At 49.5% G+C, this 24,976-nt stretch carries 21 protein-coding genes; 2 read left to right on the forward strand and 19 right to left on the reverse strand.

All coding sequences use genetic code 11. The features are described from left to right. Positions 1 to 29: 29 nt before the first annotated feature. The 10 genes from GQS10_RS13620 to GQS10_RS13665 all read right to left on the reverse strand — a co-directional run bounded on the left by GQS10_RS13620 (position 30) and on the right by GQS10_RS13665 (position 13,389). Positions 30 to 506, reverse strand: coding sequence for a hypothetical protein (locus GQS10_RS13620; RefSeq protein WP_166243064.1), 477 nt, complete (start codon positions 504 to 506; stop codon positions 30 to 32). A gap of 303 nt (positions 507 to 809) precedes the next feature. Continuing rightward, the gene (locus tag GQS10_RS23675; protein ID WP_166243066.1) at positions 810 to 3,122 is read right to left on the reverse strand and encodes a helix-turn-helix domain-containing protein; all 2,313 of its coding nucleotides are present in this window, start codon (positions 3,120 to 3,122) and stop codon (positions 810 to 812) included. Positions 3,123 to 3,194: 72 nt separating this feature from the next. Then, positions 3,195 to 4,787, reverse strand: a complete 1,593-nt coding sequence (locus GQS10_RS13630; protein ID WP_243735152.1) for an extracellular solute-binding protein — start codon at positions 4,785 to 4,787, stop codon at positions 3,195 to 3,197. Between the two features lie 31 nt (positions 4,788 to 4,818). Further along, complete coding sequence (locus GQS10_RS13635; RefSeq protein ID WP_166243068.1) at positions 4,819 to 5,697, reverse strand: carbohydrate ABC transporter permease; 879 nt, start codon at positions 5,695 to 5,697, stop codon at positions 4,819 to 4,821. A 15-nt stretch (positions 5,698 to 5,712) separates the two neighbouring features. Then, entirely contained in the window at positions 5,713 to 6,678 is a 966-nt protein-coding gene (locus tag GQS10_RS13640) for an ABC transporter permease (RefSeq protein ID WP_166243070.1), read from the reverse strand. Positions 6,679 to 6,866: 188 nt separating this feature from the next. Beyond that, positions 6,867 to 8,381, reverse strand: coding sequence for an extracellular solute-binding protein (locus GQS10_RS13645; protein WP_166243072.1), 1,515 nt, complete (start codon positions 8,379 to 8,381; stop codon positions 6,867 to 6,869). A 63-nt stretch (positions 8,382 to 8,444) separates the two neighbouring features. After that, positions 8,445 to 10,697, reverse strand: coding sequence for a glycoside hydrolase family 95 protein (locus GQS10_RS13650; protein ID WP_166243074.1), 2,253 nt, complete (start codon positions 10,695 to 10,697; stop codon positions 8,445 to 8,447). Between the two features lie 38 nt (positions 10,698 to 10,735). Next, entirely contained in the window at positions 10,736 to 11,749 is a 1,014-nt protein-coding gene (locus tag GQS10_RS13655) for a zinc-binding alcohol dehydrogenase family protein (protein ID WP_166243076.1), read from the reverse strand. Further along, positions 11,746 to 12,693, reverse strand: coding sequence for an aldo/keto reductase (locus tag GQS10_RS13660; protein ID WP_166243078.1), 948 nt, complete (start codon positions 12,691 to 12,693; stop codon positions 11,746 to 11,748). Before GQS10_RS13660 ends, GQS10_RS13655 begins: the two co-directional genes overlap by 4 nt. A gap of 24 nt (positions 12,694 to 12,717) precedes the next feature. Then, positions 12,718 to 13,389, reverse strand: coding sequence for a cyclase family protein (locus tag GQS10_RS13665; RefSeq protein ID WP_166243080.1), 672 nt, complete (start codon positions 13,387 to 13,389; stop codon positions 12,718 to 12,720). A 146-nt stretch (positions 13,390 to 13,535) separates the two neighbouring features. Between GQS10_RS13665 and GQS10_RS13670 the strand changes: the two genes are divergently transcribed. Beyond that, on the forward strand, positions 13,536 to 14,549 hold the full coding sequence (locus GQS10_RS13670; RefSeq protein WP_166243082.1) for a substrate-binding domain-containing protein: 1,014 nt from the start codon (positions 13,536 to 13,538) through the stop codon (positions 14,547 to 14,549). Between the two features lie 77 nt (positions 14,550 to 14,626). Here the strand turns inward: GQS10_RS13670 and GQS10_RS13675 are convergent, their stop codons facing one another. From GQS10_RS13675 to GQS10_RS13695, 5 genes are read right to left on the reverse strand one after another with little or no spacing between them, the layout of a single operon-like run. Then, the gene (locus GQS10_RS13675; protein WP_166243084.1) at positions 14,627 to 15,535 is read right to left on the reverse strand and encodes a fumarylacetoacetate hydrolase family protein; all 909 of its coding nucleotides are present in this window, start codon (positions 15,533 to 15,535) and stop codon (positions 14,627 to 14,629) included. 12 nt (positions 15,536 to 15,547) lie between these two features. Beyond that, positions 15,548 to 16,321, reverse strand: coding sequence for an SDR family NAD(P)-dependent oxidoreductase (locus tag GQS10_RS13680; protein WP_166243086.1), 774 nt, complete (start codon positions 16,319 to 16,321; stop codon positions 15,548 to 15,550). Between the two features lie 21 nt (positions 16,322 to 16,342). After that, entirely contained in the window at positions 16,343 to 17,422 is a 1,080-nt protein-coding gene (locus GQS10_RS13685; RefSeq protein WP_243735153.1) for a Gfo/Idh/MocA family protein, read from the reverse strand. Between the two features lie 40 nt (positions 17,423 to 17,462). Then, complete coding sequence (locus tag GQS10_RS13690; RefSeq protein ID WP_166243088.1) at positions 17,463 to 18,629, reverse strand: UxaA family hydrolase; 1,167 nt, start codon at positions 18,627 to 18,629, stop codon at positions 17,463 to 17,465. Beyond that, a complete protein-coding gene (locus tag GQS10_RS13695) occupies positions 18,626 to 18,961 on the reverse strand; it encodes a UxaA family hydrolase (RefSeq protein ID WP_166243090.1) in 336 nt (111 codons plus the stop codon). The genes GQS10_RS13690 and GQS10_RS13695 overlap by 4 nt, the downstream gene beginning before the upstream one ends. A gap of 124 nt (positions 18,962 to 19,085) precedes the next feature. Here GQS10_RS13695 and GQS10_RS13700 point away from each other — a divergent pair, with 124 nt between their 5' ends. Continuing rightward, positions 19,086 to 20,096: a LacI family DNA-binding transcriptional regulator gene (locus GQS10_RS13700; protein WP_166243092.1), complete on the forward strand. Its 1,011-nt coding sequence runs from the start codon at positions 19,086 to 19,088 to the stop codon at positions 20,094 to 20,096. 110 nt (positions 20,097 to 20,206) lie between these two features. Here GQS10_RS13700 and GQS10_RS13705 read toward each other — a convergent pair whose 3' ends face one another. The 4 genes from GQS10_RS13705 to GQS10_RS13720 form a co-directional block, all read right to left on the reverse strand. Continuing rightward, positions 20,207 to 20,662: a GNAT family N-acetyltransferase gene (locus tag GQS10_RS13705; protein ID WP_166243094.1), complete on the reverse strand. Its 456-nt coding sequence runs from the start codon at positions 20,660 to 20,662 to the stop codon at positions 20,207 to 20,209. Between the two features lie 113 nt (positions 20,663 to 20,775). Then, positions 20,776 to 21,246 carry an AraC family transcriptional regulator gene (locus GQS10_RS13710; RefSeq protein WP_166243096.1) on the reverse strand — a complete coding sequence of 157 codons (471 nt, stop codon included), beginning with the start codon at positions 21,244 to 21,246 and terminating at the stop codon, positions 20,776 to 20,778. A gap of 174 nt (positions 21,247 to 21,420) precedes the next feature. Then, on the reverse strand, positions 21,421 to 23,826 hold the full coding sequence (locus GQS10_RS13715; RefSeq protein ID WP_166243098.1) for a glycosyl hydrolase family 95 catalytic domain-containing protein: 2,406 nt from the start codon (positions 23,824 to 23,826) through the stop codon (positions 21,421 to 21,423). Beyond that, positions 23,823 to 24,950, reverse strand: coding sequence for a glycoside hydrolase family 88/105 protein (locus GQS10_RS13720; protein ID WP_166243100.1), 1,128 nt, complete (start codon positions 24,948 to 24,950; stop codon positions 23,823 to 23,825). The genes GQS10_RS13715 and GQS10_RS13720 overlap by 4 nt, the downstream gene beginning before the upstream one ends. Between the last annotated feature and the right edge of the window lie 26 nt (positions 24,951 to 24,976).

The following is a 24,976-nucleotide window of genomic DNA, read 5'->3' on the forward strand; positions in this document are numbered from 1 at the left end:
GTCCATATAGACGACGTCTTGAGAAAGATTTAGTTTACAGCTAATTGATAATAAAATTGATTGACATCGCTATTTTCGCTATAGGGTGAAACATGCAACTTATATTTCGTATTAGGTGACAATTGGATTCTTACTTGTGTCAAAGTTTCATTATCAATGAGCCACTCTTTTGAAACATAGCCACCGTTTTCTGTAGTAATTGAAAGTGAGTATCTTACACCACCATATGGATTTACTAGTGTAATTAGAGCAGTATCACTAGGGAAGTTTTGTGGAATCTCAAGTAAATACCAATCATGGTCGGAAGTACTGCTAAGAGTACCCAATTTATTAAGACCAAAAGGATTTGTGCTTACAGAACCAGCTGTATATAACTCTGGAGTGTAATAACTGTTATTCTGAATGTCGTTTTGTTCATAGATATTGCTATTAGCGAAGGCACTTTGTGATCCAAAAGTTAATGATGCTACTGCTGTTAAAATAACTGCGATTTTTTTGATTTTCATAGCTTCTCCTCCTAGAATAAAATGGAACGGCTGGCCAACCTATCCATGTAATATATTACCATAGTAAATGTAAATATCAACCATTAATTGTAAACTACAATATTTAATATAATTTCCCCCAATGTATAAAATATAATAATTACCAATCTTACCCTAAAACACTAATAACCGTTTATTCGTCATCATGAACATTCTTCCGTGTAATTGATAGATTTGGACAAATTCCATTCAGAGTTATCGCAAGCTATAAAACGTATAGCTCTGGCCCCCTCCTTAGCCCAAAACTCAAAATTCGGCACATGCTTATCGTAACATGGTAGTGGAGCTCCCTTGCCGAAACGCATCCGATTTCATTGGAGTTGAACGATATTCACCGGGAGTCATTCCCGTCAGCTGCTTGAATCGCCGAATAAAGCTGGAAACATTATAATAACCCACCTCCTCCGATACGGTCTTTAGTGGCAATTGGGTGGTAATCAAAAGCTGCTTCGCTTTCTCCATCCGTAAAGTGGTTGTGTATTCCAGTAAGGTCTGCCCCGTTCGTTCCTTGAAAAATTGCCCAAGGTTGGGCAGAGCCATGCCGAAACGTTCGGACATGGCCTGCAATGAGAACTCGCAGCTGTCGTAATTGGTTTCAATATAGCCAAGCATAGCTTGGATTGAACGTACATCCGATGCATCTTCGACTTTATCCAAAGCAGGTTGACGATTTGCAATGGCATTGTATAAGTCCGAGCTGACTTCCTTCATCAGATACTCAAATTCATCAATGGTCTCCATTTGCTCAAGAGAGAAAATGTCAGGGTAACGATCCGACACTTTGTCATGCAAGCCGGCCTCTCTCCAAACCCCGTTCATGATACGAATCATTTCAAAACAAAGACCTCGAGTGATGAGAAGAGGAGGCTGCTTTTCCTTAATGAACAAAATGAGTAAAGAAACGCTCTCTTGAATGCTCTCTTTGCTCCCCGCTTGAATCGCCCTTTTTAAGTCTTCGACCCCGGAAACCGGATAATCGTCCACTCCATTCGGCCGCAGAGGGATACGGTCAAAATAGATCACTCGATTGATCCCTTGGATAAAACGATAGCCTATCGCCGTTTGCGCCTCGAGATAAGATTGAGGAGCATTCCCCAAGCGAGTGGGAGCCCCTACACCGATCGTTACGGATGCTTTCACGGATTGGCTTATAGCCTGGTGAAATGCTTGAAGTCCTACATCTGCTTCCTCCATGAACTCCATTTCCGTAAATATCACAAACACATACCGGTTACTTTCCATATGCTCAATTCCGTAGGCCAGACATGACGATGTGAAACGTTGTTCCATCTCTTCGATTCTCGGATGCTGGTTCAGATGCAAGTGGGACGGAAACTCAACAATTGCTACACGTACATAAGGATAAATAGGGATTGCCAACCCGATTTCCCCGCCATACTGAATCATCCCATCTAAATCTCGAATCTCTCCCTTTAGCAACGAGAGCATCAATTGCCTTTTGGCTGCCGAGGCCTGATTTTTCACCCGCTCATCCAGCTCTTGGTTTCGGATCGCCAAGCGGGTTAATACCTCCCTGACCGTATCCAGCTCGTTCAGAATCTTCCCCTTTGGGAATAAAACCTGGATGCTGTCATTCCGCAGCCGATGGATGGGCTTATAATTGAAAAGCATGCTAAAGTAAATGATCGCTCCACCAAATATCAATAATAAAACAACGCCTATGGTGAACCATTTTTGCGCAAGCTCGACCTTATGTAAGACGAGATGGACGGGCTGTAAAGAAACATACTTCCAACCCGTTTGTTCCGATTCCACGAAAAACATGTAATAGGGTTTCCCCTCAATATCGAGCTTCTGATATTCCAAGGAAGGTTGATGTGCCACTAATTCCGCTATGGATTGCTTAGTAGGACCATCCCTTGTCTCGATGCCGGTTACGAGCTGGTTGTTTTGATCAAAAATCCAAGTCGACCTCTCTGCCTCCGTGGAATCATAAGAGGACATCAAACGATGAATTGCTTCTTCCTTGATCAGATAAACAAGTGTTCCGTAGGATTCCTTCTGATTCGGAAATAGAGGAACAAACATTCGAAGGTATTTCTGTCCCGATACCGCATCCTTTTGCGGAGTAAGGATTTCTGTGCGGACCGTACTATGAAGGCCCCGTTCCAACTCTGTCTCCGAAAGATCCTCGAATTTATAAATTTGATTCGCCAGAACCGGAATGGTGTAGACACCGCTGCTGGTGAAAACCGAATTTTCATTTTTATAATACAGCCAAATTTCATGAACGTATGGGGCAAGTCTTTGAAAGCGCTTAAGTTCGCGTGTAATCCCCCATGCTTTGTACCCCCATTGATTGGAGATACGGTATGGATAAAGACTGTTATCATACAGGAGCAGCTGACGGGTCATATCCTCAATCCATAGTAGTTGGTTATCCATGGAGTAGCGGACCTTATCCAGGTTCGTAAGGTTATTGGAAATTACCTCTTCCTGCAGCTTGTTTACAAAGAGAGTATTGACGACAAGTGTTAGGACGGTAATTGGGATGAGAAGAATCAGCAAATAAGAAGCCAGGTATTTCAAAAAAAATCGGTACGCATTTGTACGCACATCCTGCCCCCTTGACTCGCAAATGGATGCAGGTTGGCTACATTCGATACGTAACCAACCTGCTTCACACGATTATCTTTTTTGGTAACGGTCGTAAGCCGCCTGATATATTTCGATCGCTCTTTCAATATTCATTTTCTTCAACGTTCCTCTGTAATTCTCGAAGTTCTCTAATGATTCATTGCCCATAATGAATTTGAGCAGCATTTCTTTCATATACGTATCCGCTTCGCTCATGATTTTACTGATTTCCTGACTCTCGTCCCCCTTAAACAAAAGCGGCGGAAGAAGAAGCGTTCGATCTGCATTGAACCAGCGCTCATTGGCTTCTGCAGCTTCGGGATATTGCAGCTCAAACGAAGCCCATGCGTCGAAATCCATCACTTTTACCATACCGGAAGTCGGATAGGCATAGCGTGAAATGGCAACCCTTGCTTCATAATTCGGGTTCTTCGTAATCTCATCGGTAAACTTCTTTTTTCCGTTTTCTACAATATAGCTTTTTCCTTCAATTCCCCAGTTTTGCAGGTCGCTGCCTTCCGGGCTGATCATAAAATCCAGAAGCTTGACGACAGCTTCCGGGTCCTTGGCTTGCGAACTGACTACAGCGCCTTCTAATGGAACATACTGCGCCAGCTGCGCACTCGCACTGAAGGATTTTCCAGCCGGGCCGATCGGAGGAGTGACTCCAATTAGCTTGAATTCCGGAATGCTCCCCTTCATCAGGTTCTTATAGGAGTTGATTCCTGTAATGGTCCCGCTGTACGCCCCGACCGTGTTGTTGGAAAATTTCGCCTCGAAGCCCTTCTTATCCGTTGCGGCAAATTCACTGTCGATAAGCCCCTCCTGGTACCATTTATGCATCGTTGTCAGGAAATCCTTAAAGGCAGGATCGTATGGACCGTAAGTAACCTTGCCGGTATCCGGGTGAATTTGGAAGGTGGTCAAAAGACCATAGGCCGTCGCAAATGCAGAAATACTGCCAGCTCCGCTTTGATCTCCCAACGGAATTTCATCGTTTTTACCGTTTCCGTTCATATCAGTGCTTTTAAAGGCTTTCAGAGCCGTATACCACTCTTCGATCGTCGTCGGCATCTGTAAGCCCGCTTTGTCCAGCCAATCCTGCCGGATCATCGTACCGCTCCAAGCATTCCGACGCAGGTCTAAGTTGATTTGAGGGAACTTCGCGATCGTACCGTCATCGAGCATCACTTGCTTTTTTATTTCGGGATGCTCATCCAGAAGCTTCTTATAATTTGGCGCGTGCTTCTCAATCAGGTCATTCAATCGGATGGCCACGCCATCCTCCACCAATTTCGCAACCCCACCCGGATACGCTCCCGGAACATAAATGATATCCGGATAGTTGCCGGAAGCCAGCATAATATTAAATTGCGAAAGATTAGACGTATCGTTATCTTGAATTTTCAAGGTCACATTAGCGCGCTTCTGAATTTCCTTATATGCCTCAACGTCCGCGTACCCTTTGACCTCTGGAATCTTGCTGCTGAATTTTCCGTTCCAAAGAAAACTGATTTCCTGAGTTCCCGACTTTGTAGCCTCTGCCGGTTCCTGTGCTGTATTCGAAGAACCGGTACACCCGCCCAGGACGGTTCCTGCCATCAAAACGGATAACGATAGTAACCCCATTTTTCGTTTCGACATGCTCGTTCCCCCTACCATTTTGTAAAATGTCTTATCCTTTTAACGCACCGATCATCACACCCTTGGTAAAATACTTCTGGATGAACGGATATAAGACCAGAATTGGGACAGTGGCAACCACAATCGTGGCATATTTGACAACTTCACCGAGGAATGGATCCCCTGTTGTTGTCGAAAGGTTCGTTGTATCTGTCGTGCTGTTCTCGATTAAAATTTCCCGGAGTACCAGCTGCAAAGGAAAGAGCTCCCTGTCCCTGAGATAGATTAAAGCACCGGCCCAAGAATTCCAGTGCCCAACGCCATAAAATAAAACCATGACGGCCAGCAGCGGAACCGATAAAGGAAGAATAATTTGGGCAAACACTCTTGCATCGGAGGCGCCGTCAATTTTTGCTGCTTCCTCCAGCTCATATGGAATCGATTGAAAGGAGGTTCGCATAATGATCAAGTTCCAGGTGGCGATCAAGCCGGGAATAATAAGTGCCCACCGGGTATCCAGCATGCCTAGATTTTTGACCAAAATATAGCTGGGGATCATACCTCCGCTGAAGAACATGGTTGCCACAACCATCATCATCATGTGTTTCTTCCAATACACATTGCGCCTGGACAGTACAAATGCGAATAAAGCCGTAAAAAAGACGTTTAGAATCGTACCAACCACAACATAAAAAATCGTATTTTTATACCCCGAGATGATCATCGGATTCTGGAGCACCAGCTTATATGCTTCCGTAAAAAACCCTTGCGGCCTCCACAGTATTCCGCTGTGCTTCACCAGCTCAGACGGAACGCTTAAGGAAGCAAAAACCACGTAGAGAAAGGGGTACAGTGTTACGAGCATCAAGCCGCATAAGAGCAGGACATTACATGCGTCGAAAATTTTGTCTCCTAAGCTGCGTTTTATCATATCGTCCCTCCTTCCTCACCAGAGGCTCGTTTCATTGACCTTCCTGCTGATTCGATTTGCCAAAATGAGAAGCATAAAGTTAACAACGGAATTAAATAAACTAACCGCGGTGCTGTAGCTGTAATTCGCCTCCAGAATCCCCCGCCGGTAAACGAAGCTTGAAATCACATCGGCCGTCTCATAGGTCTGGGAATTATAAAGAAGAATAATTTTCTCAAAGCCGACATCCATCATCCCGCCGATACGCAAAATTAATAAAATGACAATGGTCGGCATAATCCCCGGCAAGGTCACGTGAAGCATTTGCCTCCAGCGATTGGCGCCGTCCACCCTGGCCGCATCGTATAATTGCGTATCGATGGCGGTTAAGGCAGCCAAATAAATAATCGTACCCCATCCAATCCCCTGCCAAATCCCTGACCCAATGAAAATCGTACGAAATAAGGACGGATCCAGAAGCAGATTTTGAGCCTCAACCCCAAACCAGCCCAAAATCTTATTAAATAAACCAGCTTTACGGGAAAAATCTACAATCATCCCGCAAATTACAACGATGGAAACGAAGTGCGGCAGGTATGTAACCGTTTGCACAAGTCGTTTGAAATAAGTATTTCTGACCTCGTTCAAAAGCAAAGCCAAAATGATTGGAGCAGGAAAAGCAAAGAGGAGTTCATAAACATTGATCAGCAGCGTATTTCGCAGCAGTCTCCAAAAATAAAAGCTTTGAAAAAACTCTACAAAATGATCCAAGCCTACCCAAGGACTTCCCATGATCCCCTTTACCGGAGAATAATTTTTAAAGGCAATGATCACTCCATACATCGGGATATAACTGAAGATCAGATAATACGCTATCCCGAAGGAAGCCAGAAAATAAATGTATTTATTTTTTCTGAAATCCTTTTTGAGCATTGCAAAGTATGGGATCGGTCGGCTTCGCCCCTCCAAGTCTCCCTTTCTAGCTACATTCGCTTCATTCATGAGCGGTCTCACCTCCCTCTCTCTGTTTTTTTATGCAAGGCGAATATATCACCAAGAAGGAAAGCGCTTCAATTCCCAATAATTATGTGCAGAATTTATGAAACCGGGATGAAAAAGGGCATTATCCGAGCCAAGTCCCGTAATGGTAACCCAGTGATAATGCCCCTATCCATTGTCCGATCTAAAATTTACTTCGGAGCAGATTGAGATTGAAGATACGATTCGTTATATTCATCGATGATTTGCTGACCGCCTTCGTTAAGCCATCTTTCGATCTGCTGCTGATAACCCGCCTCATTGATATCACCCAGCATGAACTTATAGGTTGCATCCTTAATGATCTCTTGGAGCTGAGCCCCTTTCGTAGCATAGGTCATCGAGAATAACGGAGCCGTTGGATCATGGATGAGGAACGACTCATTGTCCTTTACTAGACTCTCCGCCTTGGCTTGGATCGGCTTGCTGTAGAACTGCTGCAGCATGTTAATCGTGTTTGGCCCGCCGATACGCAGCGAGAAGTACGGCTTCAGCTCACGTTCGATCAATTTGCTGTCATCCACACGGGAAACCTTCCCGCCTTCGGCAGATTTATAATGCTTGTTTTCTACGCCAAAGTTCATTAAGTTGGCTATTTCCGGGCTCATAAGCTTATCGTAAAAGCTCAGAATCGATTTCAGCTCTTGTTCGGTTTTCACTGAGGTCTTCGGAAAGAGAACTACCGCGCCATATCCCGGAAGCGCCCAGATCCCAAGATCTTTCGGCCCTTTAATTCTGTTCTGTATATCAAGCTGGGCTTTCGGATTTTGCGCTGCAAGCTTATCCTGTAAGCCTACAACGTCCTGCATGGAACCGATATACATTCCCGCTTTACCGGAAATGAGCAGGTTTTGCTGATCCGTTTTACTTGTTACTGGAAAATCCTTATTCATCAATCCTTCTTTGTGCAGCTTTTGAATGAACTTCATGGTATCGATGTACTCGGGAAACATAAAATCGGGTGCAAGCTTACCGTCTTTCATCCCCCAATTGTTCGGCGTGCCGTGATAGGATGCTAATGTCTTAAAAGCCCCGTATTGAAAATCATTGCGGTCGGTCAAGCCAATCGTGTCATTTACACCGTTTTTGTCCGGATCATTTTCGGTAAACTGCTTCGCCATCATATACAGCTCTTCAAGTGATGTAGGCGCTTTCAATCCGAGGCTGTCAGCCCAATCCTTCCGATATAGAACACCCTGGCGTGAAATAGGCGACTCCTGATAGAGGGAATAAATTTTCCCGTTTACGGATGTGTTCCGTAATACATCCGGGTTCAAGTTTTTTAGATTCGGATAGTCCTTTAAGTAGGGTCCTACTTCCCAAAACTGCCCATCAAGTATAGCCTCTCTGAAATTGCTGATTTGCGCATACACCACTTGCGGCAACGTCCCTGTAGCAAAGGAGGCATTCAGCTTCTCATTATAGGTCCCATCCGGTACCCATTGGATCTCCAGCTGAGTGCCTGTTTTTTCCTCCAGCAGCTTTTCAATGGCATCCGAAGGAACCTCCGGGGAATGCAGCACGGTCATAATGCTTATGTTTGGGGCAGAGGCTGGTTCCCCCGCCTTACCTTCGTTCGCAGGAGCAGGAGCCTGCCCTTGGGAACAGGCCGAAGTTAACGTTAAAGCTGCTGCCGTTGCTAATGCTAAATACCGTTTATTCGTCATTATGAACAATCCTCCGTATGCTTGATAAATTTGGTCAAAATCCATTCAATGTTATCGTGAGCCTTAAAACATATAGCTCTGGCCCGCCTTGGCCCAAATCTCAATGATTTCCTCACCTATACCGCGTATTCGGCACAACCCGTCAGCGGAGGCCGTCACCCTTGCCTCTATGATTTTGCCTTCCGTCCATTTCATGTCCACGGTATACCCGCCTCGGGCACGCAAGCCGCAAACCTGTCCATGCTGCCATTGCCGCGGCAGTGCAGGGAGGAAATGAAGAAGCCCGGCATGACTTTGCAGCAGCATTTCAGCAATTCCAGCCGCTCCGCCAAAATTTCCGTCAATTTGAAATGGCGGGTGGTTATCAAACAGATTGGGCAGGGTGGAATGAGAGAGTAAGGCCGCCACGTTGCTATAAGCTTGATCCGCGTCCTGCAGCCGTGCCCAAAAGTTGATGATCCATGCCCGGCTCCACCCTGTATGCCCGCCTCCATTCGCTAACCGGCGTTCCAGGGTAACACGTGCGGCAGCGGCCAGCTCCGGAGTCCCTTCCACCGTAAACTGTTCCCCTGGATACAGACCGAACAAATGGGAGATATGACGATGCCCCGGATGCACCTCCTCGTAATCCTCCATCCACTCTTGAATCTGCCCGTATTTTCCGATTTTCGGCTTGGGCAGACGATCGAGTACTGCGTTAAGCTCTCTGCTGAAATCCTCATCGGTCTCCAGAATCCGCGAGCTTTCTATACAAGCGTAAAAGAGCGCATGGATAATTTGGAAATCCATTGAAGGACCCGCACACATGACACCGGATTCACCGTTCGGCAGGATGTAAGTATTCTCAGGAGAAACGGATGGGCAAGTAACCAGAGCACCGTCCGGTCCTTCCAGCAGGTAATCCAGCAAAAATTGCGCCGCTTCCTTCAAGGTTGGATAAGCCTGGCGCAGGAACGTTTCGTCGAGGCCGAATTGATAATGCTCCCACAAATGCAAGCACAGCCAAGCTGCACCCATCGGCCAGAATGAGGCAGGCAAATACGTATCCTGCGGGGCGGTATCCGCCCAAATATCGGTGTTATGATGAGCTGTAAAACCACGGCAGCCATACATTACCTCGGCCGTATGACGGCCTGGCCCCCGCATTCGTTCAATGAGTTCAAACAAAGGTGTATGGCACTCTGCTAAATTGCCGTTTTCCGCAATCCAATAATTCATTTGGGCATTAATATTAATGGTATACTTGCTGTCCCACGGCGGCAGAAAGCTTTCATTCCAAATCCCCTGCAGGTTTGCAGGCAGCGATCCCGGCCGGCTGGACGAGATCAGTAAGTAGCGCCCGAACTGAAAATATAATGCCATAAGGCCCGGATCATCCGCTCCAAGCTGCACCTGCTTCAGCCTTTCATCGGTAGGACGCGATGGATGGGAATCGCTGCCGTCGGATAGCTGAAGGTTTACTCGGTGAAAAAGCTCACGGTAATCTGCGGTATGCCGATGATGAAGCTTCGGATAGCTGAGCTGCGAGATTAGCTCCAGCTGCTTCTTGCAAGTCTCTTCCGGCTGCTCATGACGGAAAGTTGTACCGGCCGAAAGCAGCAGAGTTACACTATCGGCTTTCTCTATGACGAGATGCTCGCCAATCGTATAATGACTTCCTCCATCAACAACGGCTTTCAGAACGGCCACAAACCGGCTGCCCCCTTCACCGCCGCAATTCCCATGCATCACAAGTCCGTCGCTTTCCCACTTATCCGTCCTTTCGACATATCTCCATTTATTGCGATCAAACCGTGCCTTCAACGAAAGGCTCCCCGGTTGATCCGTGCTTAGCCGAATCACGATCGTATGATCCGGATAGCTGGCAAACAGCTCCCTCTTATATTGAACCGTGCCGAGTCGGTAAGTAACCCTTGCAACACCGTTATCCAGATCAAGCTCTCTACGGTAATCATCTGCAGCTTGATCATGCCCGGAAAAGTGCAGCAGAAGATCGCCCAACGGTAAATAATGACGCTGCTTTTCCGGCAGTCCGGGTAAAGCAAGCGCTGCCAGCTCCTGTGCTTCTTTTAGTCGGCCGGCAAAAATCAATTCACGAATCCTGGGCAGATTGGGCTTCGCGTCACGGTTGTTGCGGTCCCGCGGTCCGCCGTACCATACCGAATCCTCATTCAGCTGGATTCGTTCCTTCTCCACTCCGCCGAAGATCATAGCACCGAGGCGTCCGTTACCGATCGGCAGCGCCTCGTTCCACTCCCCGGCAGGCCGGTTATACCACAGCTTATACTGTTGTTCGTTGTCACCTGTCCCTGTCATTCCGGTTCCCTCCTCCTATCCATGCCCTAACCGCTTTTTTAAAATTGTACAACTGCCTTAATGACGCCCGTTTCCGGCCGCATTAGATGATCGTATTGTTCAATCAATTCGGTAAATGCCGTACGGTGCGTAATAAACGCGTCCGTATCGATCCGTCCAGCTCGAATGTTATCAATAACCTCCGCGAAATCCTCTTTATTCGCATTCCGGCTGCCCATAATGACCATCTCCCGTTTATGAAAATCCGGGTCATGAAAGGTAATGTCCGATTTCACTAAGCCCACATACACCAACCGGCCGCCATGCGCGACATATTGAACGGCCTGCTCCATCGATTTCACATTGCCGGTAGCATCGAAAACCGTGATCGGATAGTCGCCTCCCGTAATCCGTTCCACTTCCCGCAGGGGTTCGTTCATGGCGTTCACGGTATGGTCCGCAGGCACCCAGCTTTTGCAAAAATCGAGCCGCTCTTCATTCAGATCCATCGCGATTACCTTCGCACCGGCCAGCTTAGCAAATTTCATTGTACTTAGTCCAATCGGGCCGGCTCCAATCACCAGTACAACATCTCCCGGTCCGATCCCGGCGATTCTTACAGAATGGGCCCCAATACTAAAGCACTCCACAACCGCCGCTTGATCCGGAGTAAGCCCTTCAGTTCGAACCAAGTGCCGGATCGGCACCGTCATATATTCACGCATTCCTCCGTCCTGATGAACTCCGATAACGCTCATTTGGGTGCAGCAATTGGTTTTCCCTCTCCTGCAGGCGATACACGCCCCGCAATGAACATAAGGGATCACGCAAACCTGATCGCCGACCGCTAATCCTTTCTCATTGTTACCGATAACAAAAATCTCCGCAGCTAACTCATGTCCTAGAATGCGCGGATACACAAAATAAGGCTGATTTCCGCGATAAGCATGCATATCCGTACCGCAAATTCCGACGCGTAAGATGCGAAGCAGGGCTTCATCGGGACCTGGCGTAGGGAGGTCTGCTTCCTTCATAACCAAACGACGCGGTTCTTCACACACGATACACTTCATCGCACGAACACCCCCTTATCATTTTCAGGTCTGCCGCTCGGCCAAGACATTCTTTGAATCGGACTCAAGAGCTCGCGTATCTCTTGCATGGCCGCGGAATCCGGTTTTTCCAGGGCGAATGCGATGTTCGCCTTGATGTTATCCGGCTTTGCTGTGCTGACGAGCGTGGTCGGAATCTGTTCATGCTGTACGGCGAATTGAATGGCCAGCTTCGGGAGAGAAATCCCTTTCATCTGGCAATATTCATAAGCCTCCAGGCATTTATTGCGGATGACCGGCGCTGCCGGATGCCACTCAGGCGGCTCATTCCCGGACAGCAATCCCATGGATAAAGGGGAGGCATTCACTAAACCGACGCCCTTCTCTTGTACTAGAGGGAGAAGCTCCAAAAGAGAATCATCATTTAAACAATAATGGCAGTAAGAAAGAATGACATCAACATGCTCATGGGAAAGCACCGTTCGAAACACCTGAAGCGGCAAGCCGGATACGCCGGCAAAGCGGATTTTGCCTTGCCTTTTCAAGTCATGTAAGGCGGGTATCCCTTCGTTGATTACCTGATCCATATGACCAAACTCGATGTCATGCAGATAAAGGATATCGATATAGTCTGTGTTAAGCCTCTTCATGCTTTCTTCAACACTGCGTATAATTCGTTCATACGAAAAATCAAAATGATCCTGCCCGTAACGGCCGGCCTTGGTGCTCAAAATGATTTGCTCTCTTGGAATTTCCAGCAGCGCCTGCCCCAGCACATGTTCCGCTTTCAACAATCCGTAATATGGAGATACGTCGAAATAATTAATTCCGTTTATGAAAGCCTCATGTACGGCGCGTATCCCCTCCTTCTCATCAATCGGATGAAAAACGGAGCCAAGTGAGGATGCGCCGAAGCTTAAAACGGATACTTTCAATCCTGTTGCGCCCAATTGACGGTAATTCATATTCTCTACACCTTTCCATATGTGTCAGCCATTATCCGCTGCGGCCTGAAACGCGACAATCCGCGCAGGTGCACCGCTGCTTTCGCGGATTTTTACCGGAAGCGCCATGATATGCCATGGCCCGGAATAGAGCTCGGGATCACAGAGAGTCAGTCCTTCCGCAATCCATATGCCAGCCTGAAGCAAAATGCGGTGCGTTTCTTCATTCTGCTCCCCCGTACCGCCAATGCTGAAGTGGTCAATGCCGACTCCCCGGATGTTTTTATCGACAAGATATTGGGCTGCCTCATTCGAGAGAAACGGAGATTCGTAGATAAACTCCTTTGTCCAGGAACGTTTCTCCCCCCACCCGGTGTGAAGGAACACAATGGAATCTTCGTGAAAGCATTCTTCATATGCTTTCAGATCTTCAATTTCGATAGGAGCACCGGCTGGCTTCGATGTAAGCGGAACCAAAACTAACCGGCCTTGAAAACGATCAACAGGAATCTGATCCAGCGTTTGCCGGAAGTCCGCCAAATGTGCAGGTGCGTCCATATGTGTTGCGGTATGCAGGTTCAGTGTGATCTGCTCCAGATTCCAGCCGTCCCTCGGACCAATCAGCAAATATTCGATTTTTGGCGGACTGAATTGTGGCAGCACCGGGCAATTATGGTATATGTCCTGAGATAAATCGATCATTTTCTTGATATACATCTATCGGAACCTCCCCTCTGTTATTTTTATGTTACCGATAACATAAAAATAACAGAAACATTTCCTACCGTCAACGGATGAATACTTGAAATCTAACCTTCCTTGTCTCATTATTAGGATTAGTCAGGCTTGAAAGGAAGGATTTCGTGGTTACCATTTACGATATAGCCAAGAAAGCTAATGTATCTCCTATGACCGTCTCCCGTGTTATTAATAATTCTCCTCTGATCAAGGAATCCACACGCCTTAAGGTACAGCAGGTCATACAGGAGCTGGAATATATACCGAACAAGCAAGCTAGAAGCTTAACCTCAAGAGAAACCAAGCTGGTCTCGCTCGTTCTTCCCGACATTTCCAACCCGTTCTTCACCAATATCGCCAGAGGAGCGGAAGATAAAGCGTTACAGCTAGGCTATCAGCTGATCTTAGGAAATACCGATGAAAATAAAGAGAAAGAAAACAAATACGTCAATATGCTAATGTCCACCGGCGTAGACGGCGTTCTTTTCGTGCCGACCGGAGACGCCTCGGCAGCCAATCTAAAGAAGCTGATCAAACGCAACGTTCCGTTCGTTTTTATCGACCGCACGATTGACAGCATTCAAGCCGACGTGATCTCGGGAGATAATCCGGATACTACACGTCAGCTAGTCAATCATCTAATTGAGCTCGGGCATACGCGGATTGCCCTCATTAACGGTCCCACAGACCTATCCAACGCAAGGGAACGGGCACAGGCCTTTAAAGACACCTTGACGCTTGCTGGAATCGGGCATGATCCGAAATACATGATCGAGACCCACTTCAGAAAGGACAATCTGAATGAAATCGTGAGCAAGCTGTTCTCGTTTCAAAAAGACGAACGTCCCACAGCGATTCTCGCGACGAATAATTTTATCGGAGTCAACACACTCCGGGCACTGCGCGCCTTGCAAATACGTGTCCCGGAGGATGTTTCCGTGGCTTGCTTTGACGACCCCGATATTATCCCGGACTATAATCCCTTCCTAACCGTAGCCAAACAGCCTGCTTACGACATGGGATTTCTAGGGATGCAGCTGTTAATCGAACGGATCCAACAAGCCGCCCCTGCTTCATATCGCAAAATTGTTCTTCCAGCGGAGCTCGTCATTCGCGGATCCACATCGCCCAAAACATAAATCTCGAACCGGCTCAGATCAAAGAACGATCTTCAACGAGCATACGAGCCTCCCAACCGGGAGCTTTGAATTAGGAGTCATTCCGCAACCATACGGTTTGTTAAGACGCCAAGCTTTTCAATTTGGATCGCCACCTCATCCCCGTCCTGCAGGTATACCTGCTTTTCCGGCGGATAGCCAAGCACGACGCCTTCCGGTGTGCCGGTTAAAATGAGATCTCCGGGAACGAGTGTCATATGCCGTGAGATGTAGCTCACAATTTGGTCGCAATGGAAGATCATATCCTCCGTATTGGAGTGCTGGCGCACCTCTCCGTTAACAAGGCACTTGATCTCGAGCTGATTCGGGTTCCCCACCTCATCGGAAGTGACCACATACGGACCGATCGGCGAAAACTTGTCACAGGTCTTACCGAGCATCCACTGCGCGGTACGTGTTTGCAAATCCCGCGCCGACAGGTCGTTCCCGTTACAATACCCGAAAACATAGTCCAGCGCGTTCTCCTGCTCCACATCCTTCGCTTTCCTGCCCATAACAATGACCAGCTCCGCTTCATAATCCACCTTGCTCGAAGCTTTTGGCAGCGGGACGTCGTCATTATGAGCCGCCAATGCATTATGAAACTTGTTAAAAAGAATCGGATACTCAGGAATCGGCGCATTCGTCTCTTCCGCATGCTTACGGTAGTTCAAGCCGACACAGATGATCTTATTCGGGCGGGAAACACAGGGGCCATAGGTAAGTTCGTCCTCGCGTAACCAGACGGAGTCGGCGGCCGCCCCCTTTTCATTTACAAGCTCCAGATAGCTTGCCAGCGCAGCAAGCGCCTCCGTTCCCCCTTCAATTATTTCATCCACAAGCGTGGGGAGCTGCAGTCCTGCTGGCGCGGGGAATTGCGCCAAAGCTTCGCTCACATCCAATACTCCGCGATCCGTTTGCACCCCTAAATGCAGCCTATCATTTTTGACAAAATGCAGCAGCTTCATTTGTTTTCCTCCCTAAGCATTTTTGCCGAACACCACTCCGCCGTCGATATACAGCGGGGAGCCCATCATAAATTTTGAATCCTCTGATGCTAAAAATAATGCCGCCTGCGCAACATCCTCCGGTCTGCCCAATTCGCCGCCGAGCTGTCTTTTCTTGATGGATTGCAGAGCGGATTCGGGATCATCATACGATTTTTGCAAATATTCCTCAACAAACGGTGTCAAAATGGTACCCGGCAGCAGCGCATTTACTCTGATATTGTAGGCAGCGTAATCGACCTGCATCGATTTTGTTAAAGCAAGCACCGCTCCCTTCGTAGCTGCGTACGATGCCCTTCTCGCCAAACCGATTTCGGCAATGCAGGAAGACATATTAATAACGCTTCCCTTGCGCCGCTCCATCATATGCGGAAGAACATATTTGCAGGGCAAAAACACACCGCGGATATTCACTTTCATCACTTGATCCCATTGCTCCGGCTCCAGCTCATGGATCGCTCCTACGCCACTGATGCCTGCGTTATTAAACAGCACATCAATTTGGCCATACTCGTTCAGCGCCTGACGAACCATACTCTCCACCGATTCAGGATCTGTCACATCCGCTTGAACATAAACCGCCTCTCCCCCTGCACGGCGTATATCATCTACTGTTTGTTGTCCATTCCCGGGATCTATGTCATTGACGATCACCTTAGCGCCTTCTTTTGCAAACAGCAAAGCGGAGCTTCTGCCGATTCCCGAGCCGGAGCCGGTGATCAATACTGCTTTATCCGCTAATTTCATAGCAGCAGCCCTCCTTGTCTATTACATCCCCTCAAACTCCGCTAAATACACCGGTCTGTCTTCGCTGATGGACCTGTACGCCCCAAACACAATCTGAAGCGTTTTCAAATTGTCCTTGACACTGTTTATCGGCTCCCGATCTTCTTCGATGGCCCGCATCAGCTCACCCATCGTTCCCATAAAAGCATGCGGAAACCACTTGCCCTCAAGAGAAGGCGTGAACCAATAATCCGAGCGAATGCGTTTGGAAAAAAAGCTCAGCGTATCCTCACGCCCAATAGGATAATTGTACAGAGAGCCGTTGGTGCCCTTCACGATGCCCTCGGTTCCTTCAAAGCGGTACGTCGCGTACCAATCGTCCGATCCGGCTATATGGTTATGATTATCTTGAATGAGGCCTCTGGCTTCACCCGGAAGCTTCATGTGCAGCAGCGTTCTTGTTTCGCCTGCGCAGGATTGTCCGGGGAACCGGGCACCGTCGGCAAAAATACATTCCGGATCTCCAAACAAGTAACGGATGGAATCGATATAATGAATGCTGTGATACATAAATTCCAGTGTCGGTGTTTCCCGAAGCCAGCTCCAATTGGCAAAATCCTGCCGCACATTCACCGCGATCGTTGCCTGTAAAAGCTCGCCGAGCCAGCCTCGCTGGATGATCGTATGACTCGCTTGGATTGCTGGAGACCATCGCATCTGCTGATTCACCGCAGCTTTGATGCCCGCTTCCCTGCAGACGGCTTCGATCTCCAAAGCCTCCTCGTAGGTTTCCGCCAAAGGCTTTTGGCATAAAAGATGCTTACCTGCCGCTGACGCCTGCTTCACCAAAGCTGGCTGCGCCTTGGCCGGCACCGCTAAATCCACAACCTGTACCGATGGATCGCTTAACAATTCATCGAGCGATCGATACGTCTTGCCGATTTCGAACTGCTCCGCCAACCGTTCGGAGCGCGTTGAATCTTGGTCGTATATCCCTACGACTTTAAAGCCCGCAAGACGATACGCCGGAAGATGGCATGCCTCGACGATTTCACCGGCGCCGATTAAGGCAATGCCCTTCGTTTTGTCGGCGGGCATCGCAGGCTTATATTGTAAATCCAACCAATCCGCTGTAACGGAAGTAATTACGATCCCCTCCTCCCTATAAGCTTGGGCCGATACGATTAATACTGAACTCCTGGTGACCTAACAGCTCCGCCTTTGTCCATTTTCCATCGGCGACTTCTCTGATTTCCTGCCAAATTCGCTTGCCGGCCTCCTCTAGGCTAAGGGTACCGGATAACATGTCGCTTACATCCACATCCATGTTGTCCTCCATCTTTTCAAACGTTCGTTTATTCCCGGTAATTTTAATGACTGGAACGACGGCGGCTCCCGTTGGTGTTCCTCTCCCCGTAGTAAAACAAACGATATGCGCCCCTCCAGCGGACATGCCGGAAACGCACTCAATATCATTTCCGGGCGAATCCATGAAGTAGAGTCCCTGCTCCGGAATTGGCTCGGCATACTCGATTACGGCCCGGATCGGAGCTGTTCCGCATTTGCTGATGCAGCCCAGCGACTTTTCTTCGATCGTCGACAAGCCTCCGGCAATATTGCCCGGACTCGGGTTTCCGCCGCGCATATCTTCCCCCATTCGTTCCACTTCCTTCTCAAATCGGTTTACGATCTGATAAAGACGCTCCCTCGTATCCCCATCAGCGCATCTTCTCGCCAGCACATGCTCAGCGCCGATAATTTCCGTTGTTTCGCCGATTACGATGCTGCCTCCCTCGGCGATTAACGCATCGGCAGCCGCTCCCAGCGCAGGGTTGGAGGCTAAGCCGGACGTCGCATCGGAGCCGCCGCATTTGACGGCTACCTTCAGCTTGCTTAAGGGAACAGGCACCTTCTCCATTGCATTCAGCTCGCTCAGCATTTTGCCGGCAAGCTCAACCCCATGCTTGATCGCCTTCACGGAGCCGCCTACGGATTGAATATCAAAGGCCTCAACCGGTTTACCGGTAACTCTTATGGCATCGGACAATTCGTCCGGATTAACTACCTCACACCCCAGGCTGACAATGATGACCCCGCCTACATTCGGATTTTTCCCCATACCGGCCAGCACCTCAAAGGTCCGATCCTTGTCGACCCCAATTTGACTGCAGCCATGCTGGTGGGGAATCGCGATCGTCCCGGGTACGAGCTGCATAATCCGGCTGCATACCTGATTGGCGCAAATCACGGTAGGGATCAAAAGCAAATGGTTTCGGATTCCGATGTCACCGTTTGCACGAGGGTAACCTAATAGGGTACTCGTACTCATTTCTTATCCCCTTCTCTCATCGTTGAAATCTGATCCCCACGACCGCGAATCCCTTCAAGATTGTGGATGTGCACATGCTCTCCTGCTTCAATGTGCTGGGTTGAGCATCCAATGACCTCCCCATATTTCCGTACAAGCTCCCCTTGTTTCACCGGAGAAATCGCAACCTTATGGCCAAATGGAACCGCATTCAACAATAGGAGCTCGTATACTTGATTTCCCTTTCGATAACGAATGGCTTCCCCAGCGGAGAGATCTCGTAAGGTCGTTGCGACCTGGTCCATTTCATGCATGACCAGCGCATCAGCGCCGGATTCAATGGAATGTGCCATGGTTTCGGCTCCTCTCTTCAATTTTGGGTTATCGATAACTCCAAAATATCAAGCCAACCATTTGCTGTCAACGCTTTTTTTACGTACAATAAAGTTCATTAACAATGCGAAAGGTGTGCTCCGCTTGACAACCATTTACGATATCGCGAAAAAAGCCAATGTCTCCGCGATGACCGTATCAAGAGTTATCAATAACACAGGCAGAATCAGCGAAGCGACTCGGAAGAACGTCAAGAAAGTGATGGAGGAGCTTAACTATGTCCCGAACTCCATGGCACGCAGCCTCGTCCTGCAAAAAACAAAGATCCTCTCTTTGTTGATTACCGATATTACAAATCCCTTCTATACTACACTCGCCCGCGGAGCGGAAGACAGCGCCAAACAGAATGGCTATAAGCTTCTTCTCGGGAACAGCGACGAGGATTACGCCAAGGAAAAGGATTATGTCGATATGATTTTATCGACACGTGTAGACGGCGTGCTGTTTGCACCCGCAGGCGATCATTCTCTTGACCAGCTGAGGCAGCTGCAGACGCATCAAATTCCATTCGTGCTGCTGGATCGTGAGGTGCCGGAGCTTGCGTCCGACATGGTGCTCGGTGACAGCAAAGAGGGGGCAAGACGCTTGGTTGACCATTTGATTGAGCTTGGTCACCGACGAATTGCCTTAATCAATGGTTCGATGGACGTTTCCACCGCCCGATTGCGTGAGCAGGGATATGTAGAAGCATTAAAACTAGCAGGGATTCCGGTGGATGAGGAGCTTATGCTGCCATTAAGTTACCGAAGCGTTGACGATCTTCAGGTGCTTGACCCGCTGCTTCAGCTGTCCGACCCGCCAACTGCGATTTTCGCCGCCAACAATTTTATTGCGGTTGGGGTGATCAAAGCGCTCAGGGCCAAAGGCATTTCGGTGCCTGAGGAGATCTCCATTGCATGCTTTGATGACCTAGGTATCGCATCTGAGCTTCATCCGTTTATGACCGTGGCCGCCCAACCGGCATATCAATTCGGCGTGCTCGGCATGCAGCTGCTCATAGAAAAGATAGAGGGGAAGACGGATCCGCAGACGCATCGAAAGCTTATCCTTCCTTCCGAGCTGTTGATTCGGCAGTCTACCTCAGCATTGAAATGAGCTGGATCTCAACAATGGAAAAATCCCAGAACCATGAGACTTTCGCTGCCAAAGGCTATACGATCTCTCTTGATTCCGGGATTTTTTTATGTTTATAAGATTTTTAATGCCTACAATTCGAGAGTCATAAACACACTATTCGGATCCTCGATATAATCCGCAAACGGCTCGCAATATTGAAAGCCGAAGCTTTCATACATTTTTCTAGCCGGCTCGAAAGCGGCCATCGATCCCGTCTCCAGACTTAACCGCACATAGCCCCTGCGCTTGGCTTCAGCTAGAATGTGGGAAAGCATGGTCCTGCCTACGCCCTTATTCCGATGGACGATCGCCGTACGCATCGACTTGACCTCACCGTGCTGGCGGTCCAGCTCCTTCAGTGCGCCGCAGCCGAGCAATTGATCTTTTTCCCATACACTCCAAAACGTTACATCCGGCTGTTTCAGCCCGTCAAGATTAAGCGCGTGAATGCTTTCCGGAGGGGAGTGCTCCGCCATATCCTGCAGGTGCTCCAAGATTAGTCCTTTAATTTCCGGTCCCGTTAAATCATCAGCACGAATTTCCATCTGCTTTTCCCCTCACCCTATAATGAATGGTAAATATTCCTATTAGCAGTATTATAGCTTCGATTGGTACAAGGAAAAAGAGAAATGTTGCAGACCCGCATTTCCGCATTTCCTCATTTCGATTCTAGCGATAGCGGTGTTACAGGCACACATAATTCGCATAATTCGTCGTTCAGCAGATTCACCGTATATCTCTCCAAGATCGGTCTGTTGTCCATTTGGTACCCGCTCTTTTGGATCGCAGGAAAAAGTTCCATCCATGCTTGTTGAATATCCTCCGCCGTATGTTTGATGGTACACATCACATATTGTCCGCCGGGAAGCTCAGCTTCGGATATAGCTTCATCAGCTGGAGCATCCTTCGAAATGACGATACACGCATCATATCTGCAGTGCTCCGGGGGTGTCGTTTCAGGGTTGTCTTGGGCAATGCCGAATAAAATAGCCGATTCCGTAAGAAGATGGTTTTTCGCAGCCCATTGCTTCAATGTTTCCATTGCTTGTTTGTTGTGCGGGCCATAGGGACCCACCTGCCGCACATAGGCAATACGATAATTCGGGAGAGCTTCGAGTTTCAAATTCATAGAGTCACGTCCTCACTTTTCTATAAGATTTGATTACATTTCGAATGCTAACATGGACTAAAATGAGATTCACCCAAAATTTTTAAAATTTTCCCCTTTTTCGCTAGGATGCTAGAAAAAATAAAACAGCGGCAATCGAGGACCCCGTTTTCGTCCGTGATTGCCGCTGTCTATTTACACCCTGCCAGCGCGTGCTGCCGCTGCTTCACTAGTGATGTTTACTACCGCCCCTTGCTCTAAACGAAGATAAAGCTTTGCGTCCTCGACCCTCTCAAACAATTGACCATCCTGCGAAACCTGGAAAGGTGCAAAACGTTGAGGCAGCTGAACCGTCAGCTCACACGCTCGTTCTGCTTGCAGCTCCACAGTGAAAGAACGCGTGTCGCAATCCCATTGTGCCGACACCCTTCCCGTATAAAAACGCCATTGCGCGAAGCGACCCCTCTGCCATTTCTCCGGAAGAGCCGGCAGCAGCTTCACCAGCCTCGGCGAAACGTACAGCAGCATCTCCTGCACGGCATTCACCCAGCCCATGTTGGCGTCCAGCTGGATCGGGGCCATGGGGATATTCATGCAAACCCCCATGTTCCGCCAATCATTGTGAAGCGTGAACAAGTTCGGAAGCAAGCACGACCGTGCGAGAATGTCGAGGCACGCTAAGGCCTGCTCTCCATCCCCAAGGCGTGCGTAGATGGAAGCCATATGGGCCAGCGACCAGCCGCTTTGCGCCCCTAAATTGCGCAGCTCAACCGCCGTTCGGAACGCCTCAAACAGCTCCGGCTGCTCCTCCTGCTGAACCTCGTATCCCGGAAACACGGGATACAAATGCGAAAGATGCCGGTGGTCATACCGGTCCTCGAAGGCAGGATCGAGCCATTCGCGAACAGCGCCGTCTTCATTGGCGGTATACGAAGGAAGCCTGGAGAGCAGCCCGCTCCACTTCTCCAGCTCTTGAGCATCGCAGGATACGATCCGCCCTGCCTCGATCGAGGACGTAAGAAGCTCCTTCAGCAGCGCGATATCCATCGTTGCATTGACCGCGGTCGGCATCGGATGGGCCAGCGCCCTTCCATCCGCAGGCATAAAGTTCTGCGGGGTATTCTCAGGTGAAACGGATGGGTACACCTTGCAGCGCCCATTCTCGTCTTCGACGAGAAAATCCTCGTAAAAGGCTGCGGCCTCCTTCATAAAAGGCCAAGCGACCTCCCGCAGAAACGCCTCATCCCCCGTAAAACCGTAGTGCTTGTAAAAATGACTCGCCAGCCAGCTCGCCGCCCCCGTCCAGTTCAGAATCACTGGAACAATCTGATTGGGAATGCCCGTACCCGGCGTCGAACCTGCCGGAATATAGATGCCTCTGCAGCCGTACAGCTTGCGGGCGTTGTCCCGAAAGTCGTTCAGCAGGCCTGTGTAATAACGGTGTAAGGAGGCCGTCAGCTCCCCTAATCCTCCGACATGAGCATGCCAGTACATCATTTGTACGTTTTCATTAGCCATGTTATGGCACCACATGAGCCGGTAATCGCCGCCCCACAGCCCATACAGCCCAAACGGCTGATCCTTCGGGCCCGCACCGCTGATAAACAAATAACGGCCGTACGCCCACATCAGCTGCACAAGTGCGGCTGGGGCTTCCCCGTCATACGCTTCCAGCAGCAGCTGCTCATTCGTGACGGAAGCGTGCTCCCCGGAACAAAGCTCCAGCTTCGCAGATTGATATAACGGCTCATGGAGAGCCCGATGCCGTTCCAGCAGCTCGTTGTACCCGCCGAACCGCTCTAGGCCCTCAAGCTCCTCCCGCAGCCGGGTCCATTCCTGCTCACGGTCCTGACAGGACACAAAAACTTTCACCAATACTAGCACCCGATCCGCGTCATCGATCCGAAGCCGCTCCGACTCCGCGACAAGGCGTCCGCCTTGCGGAACGACACGCAGCACCGCGCCAAAGTCGGTGCCGTCATCGTTTCGTCCGGCGTACAGGACATCGCTGCCCTCCGCCCGCACCGTGACGGACCGCTCCAGCTCCACATATTCCGGCTCCCCCTGCCAGCGGTCGCTCGGGTGCAACTGGAGCGTAATGCTGCCGCTCACCGCTCCCGGCGCATCTCCTCTGATCTCATACACGATGCAATCGTCCGCCCGCGAGACGAACAGCGTTCGCGTATACCGGACCGGACCGTCCTCCCACGTTACGGAGACCTCTCCCGTTCCCAGCTCAACAGTCCGCTCATACCGGCGGAAAGCCTCTTTGCTGGGCATGGTCAATTGGATCGCCGCAAGCGGAAAACGGGAGGCCAGCCGGGTACCGTAGCCTCGCTCCTTTAAGGCATTGGTCAGTACCCAGCTGGCTTCGGCAAATCGCTTCTCATCCATGAGAGCTCTGGTCTGCTGAAGCGTGAAGCTCACATCGGGCAGCTCATCCTTATGGCCCCAGTGCCACAAATCCGCATGACCCACAAGGATCGTTTCCTCCGAAACGGCGCCAAACACAGATGCGCCGATTACGCCATTGCCGGACGGCAGTGCTTCGCGCCACATGTTTCTCCACCACGATGCCGGGTATTTCAAGCGCATTTTCATGCTTGCAGCTTCTCCATTTCCATGCTGGCCAGCAGGAACGGGGCAACGCCCATCAGCGCATCGCTGACCACCTGCTCGCTCAAATAATAAGCATAGGAGCCGTCCCGATAAATCCGGTTCCCGCCGAGTCCGGCCCCGTGACAGATTTGGTGAAGGTGAACCCCCTCCGAGTCCTCCGTGACAAAATGCTTCAAAATTCCTTCGTACGCCCGCTGCACGACCGAAATATCGAGTTCTGCCACGTACTCAAGACGGATCGCTTTCGCCAGCGCATACGTCAGCATACAGGAAGCGGATGCCTCCAAATAATTGCCTTCACGTCCGTTATGGTCCATCACCTGATACCAGAGCCCGCTCTCCTGATCCTGCGCGTCTTTCATCGCATGGGCCAGCCGGTGAAAGATACCCATGATCTGCCCCCGCTGCGGATGCTCCTCCGGAAAATGCTCCAGCGCATCAACGACCGCCATCGCATACCAGCCCATCGCCCGGCCCCAGACATGGAACGAACGCCCCGTTTCGGAATCGCACCAGCGCTGTTCCCGGCTTTCATCCCACGCGTGGTGAAGCAGCCCGGACTGCCGATTCCGGGTTTTGCTCTCGATCAACAGGATCTGATTCGCAACGACATCAAACCAGTGCGGCTCTTGAAACACCCTCGCATACTGAGCTAAGAACGGAGAGGACATATACACCCCGTCCAGCCACATTTGGAACGGATAAATCTTTTTGTGCCAAAACCCTCCTTCGGAGGTGTGCGGCTGCCCGACCAGCTGCTTCACCAGCAGCTTGATCGCTCCCGCATATTTGCTCTCCCCTGTATGCTCCCACAGGGTAAACAGGTTTTTCCCTTGATTGATATGGTCCAAATTGTACTCATTCAAGCGATAGTTGAGGATGGAGCCGTCGCCTTGCACGAACAAATCCATATGGTGCTTCATCGCCTCGAAATAGCGAGAATCACCGGTGTGCACCGATGCGCGATCCAGCGCCATCAGCGCCATTCCAGCGACGTAGCCCCATTTGTTCGCCATTTTCGGATGGCTGCCATTCTCACGTTGCGCAAGAATCGAATCAGCAATTTTAACGGACCAACGGGTACGACATAACGTGATTTCCGTCAAAGCCTAAACACCTCCTAAAGGTACTT

This window comes from Paenibacillus turpanensis (genome assembly GCF_011421635.1).
Lineage (GTDB): Bacteria > Bacillota > Bacilli > Paenibacillales > YIM-B00363 > Paenibacillus_AK > Paenibacillus_AK turpanensis.

Bases quoted from the DNA above. Each gene is read 5' to 3' on its own strand.
- GQS10_RS13620 (WP_166243064.1), bottom strand. From the start codon at position 506: ATGAAAATCAAAAAAATCGCAGTTATTTTAACAGCAGTAGCATCATTA.
- GQS10_RS13630 (WP_243735152.1), bottom strand. From the start codon at position 4,787: ATGTCGAAACGAAAAATGGGGTTACTATCGTTATCCGTTTTGATGGCA.
- GQS10_RS13635 (WP_166243068.1), bottom strand. From the start codon at position 5,697: ATGATAAAACGCAGCTTAGGAGACAAAATTTTCGACGCATGTAATGTC.
- GQS10_RS13640 (WP_166243070.1), bottom strand. From the start codon at position 6,678: ATGAATGAAGCGAATGTAGCTAGAAAGGGAGACTTGGAGGGGCGAAGC.
- GQS10_RS13645 (WP_166243072.1), bottom strand. From the start codon at position 8,381: ATGACGAATAAACGGTATTTAGCATTAGCAACGGCAGCAGCTTTAACG.
- GQS10_RS13650 (WP_166243074.1), bottom strand. From the start codon at position 10,697: ATGACAGGGACAGGTGACAACGAACAACAGTATAAGCTGTGGTATAAC.
- GQS10_RS13655 (WP_166243076.1), bottom strand. From the start codon at position 11,749: ATGAAGTGTATCGTGTGTGAAGAACCGCGTCGTTTGGTTATGAAGGAA.
- GQS10_RS13660 (WP_166243078.1), bottom strand. From the start codon at position 12,693: ATGAATTACCGTCAATTGGGCGCAACAGGATTGAAAGTATCCGTTTTA.
- GQS10_RS13665 (WP_166243080.1), bottom strand. From the start codon at position 13,389: ATGTATATCAAGAAAATGATCGATTTATCTCAGGACATATACCATAAT.
- GQS10_RS13675 (WP_166243084.1), bottom strand. From the start codon at position 15,535: ATGAAGCTGCTGCATTTTGTCAAAAATGATAGGCTGCATTTAGGGGTG.
- GQS10_RS13680 (WP_166243086.1), bottom strand. From the start codon at position 16,321: ATGAAATTAGCGGATAAAGCAGTATTGATCACCGGCTCCGGCTCGGGA.
- GQS10_RS13690 (WP_166243088.1), bottom strand. From the start codon at position 18,629: ATGAGTACGAGTACCCTATTAGGTTACCCTCGTGCAAACGGTGACATC.
- GQS10_RS13695 (WP_166243090.1), bottom strand. From the start codon at position 18,961: ATGGCACATTCCATTGAATCCGGCGCTGATGCGCTGGTCATGCATGAA.
- GQS10_RS13705 (WP_166243094.1), bottom strand. From the start codon at position 20,662: ATGGAAATTCGTGCTGATGATTTAACGGGACCGGAAATTAAAGGACTA.
- GQS10_RS13710 (WP_166243096.1), bottom strand. From the start codon at position 21,246: ATGAATTTGAAACTCGAAGCTCTCCCGAATTATCGTATTGCCTATGTG.
- GQS10_RS13715 (WP_166243098.1), bottom strand. From the start codon at position 23,826: ATGAAAATGCGCTTGAAATACCCGGCATCGTGGTGGAGAAACATGTGG.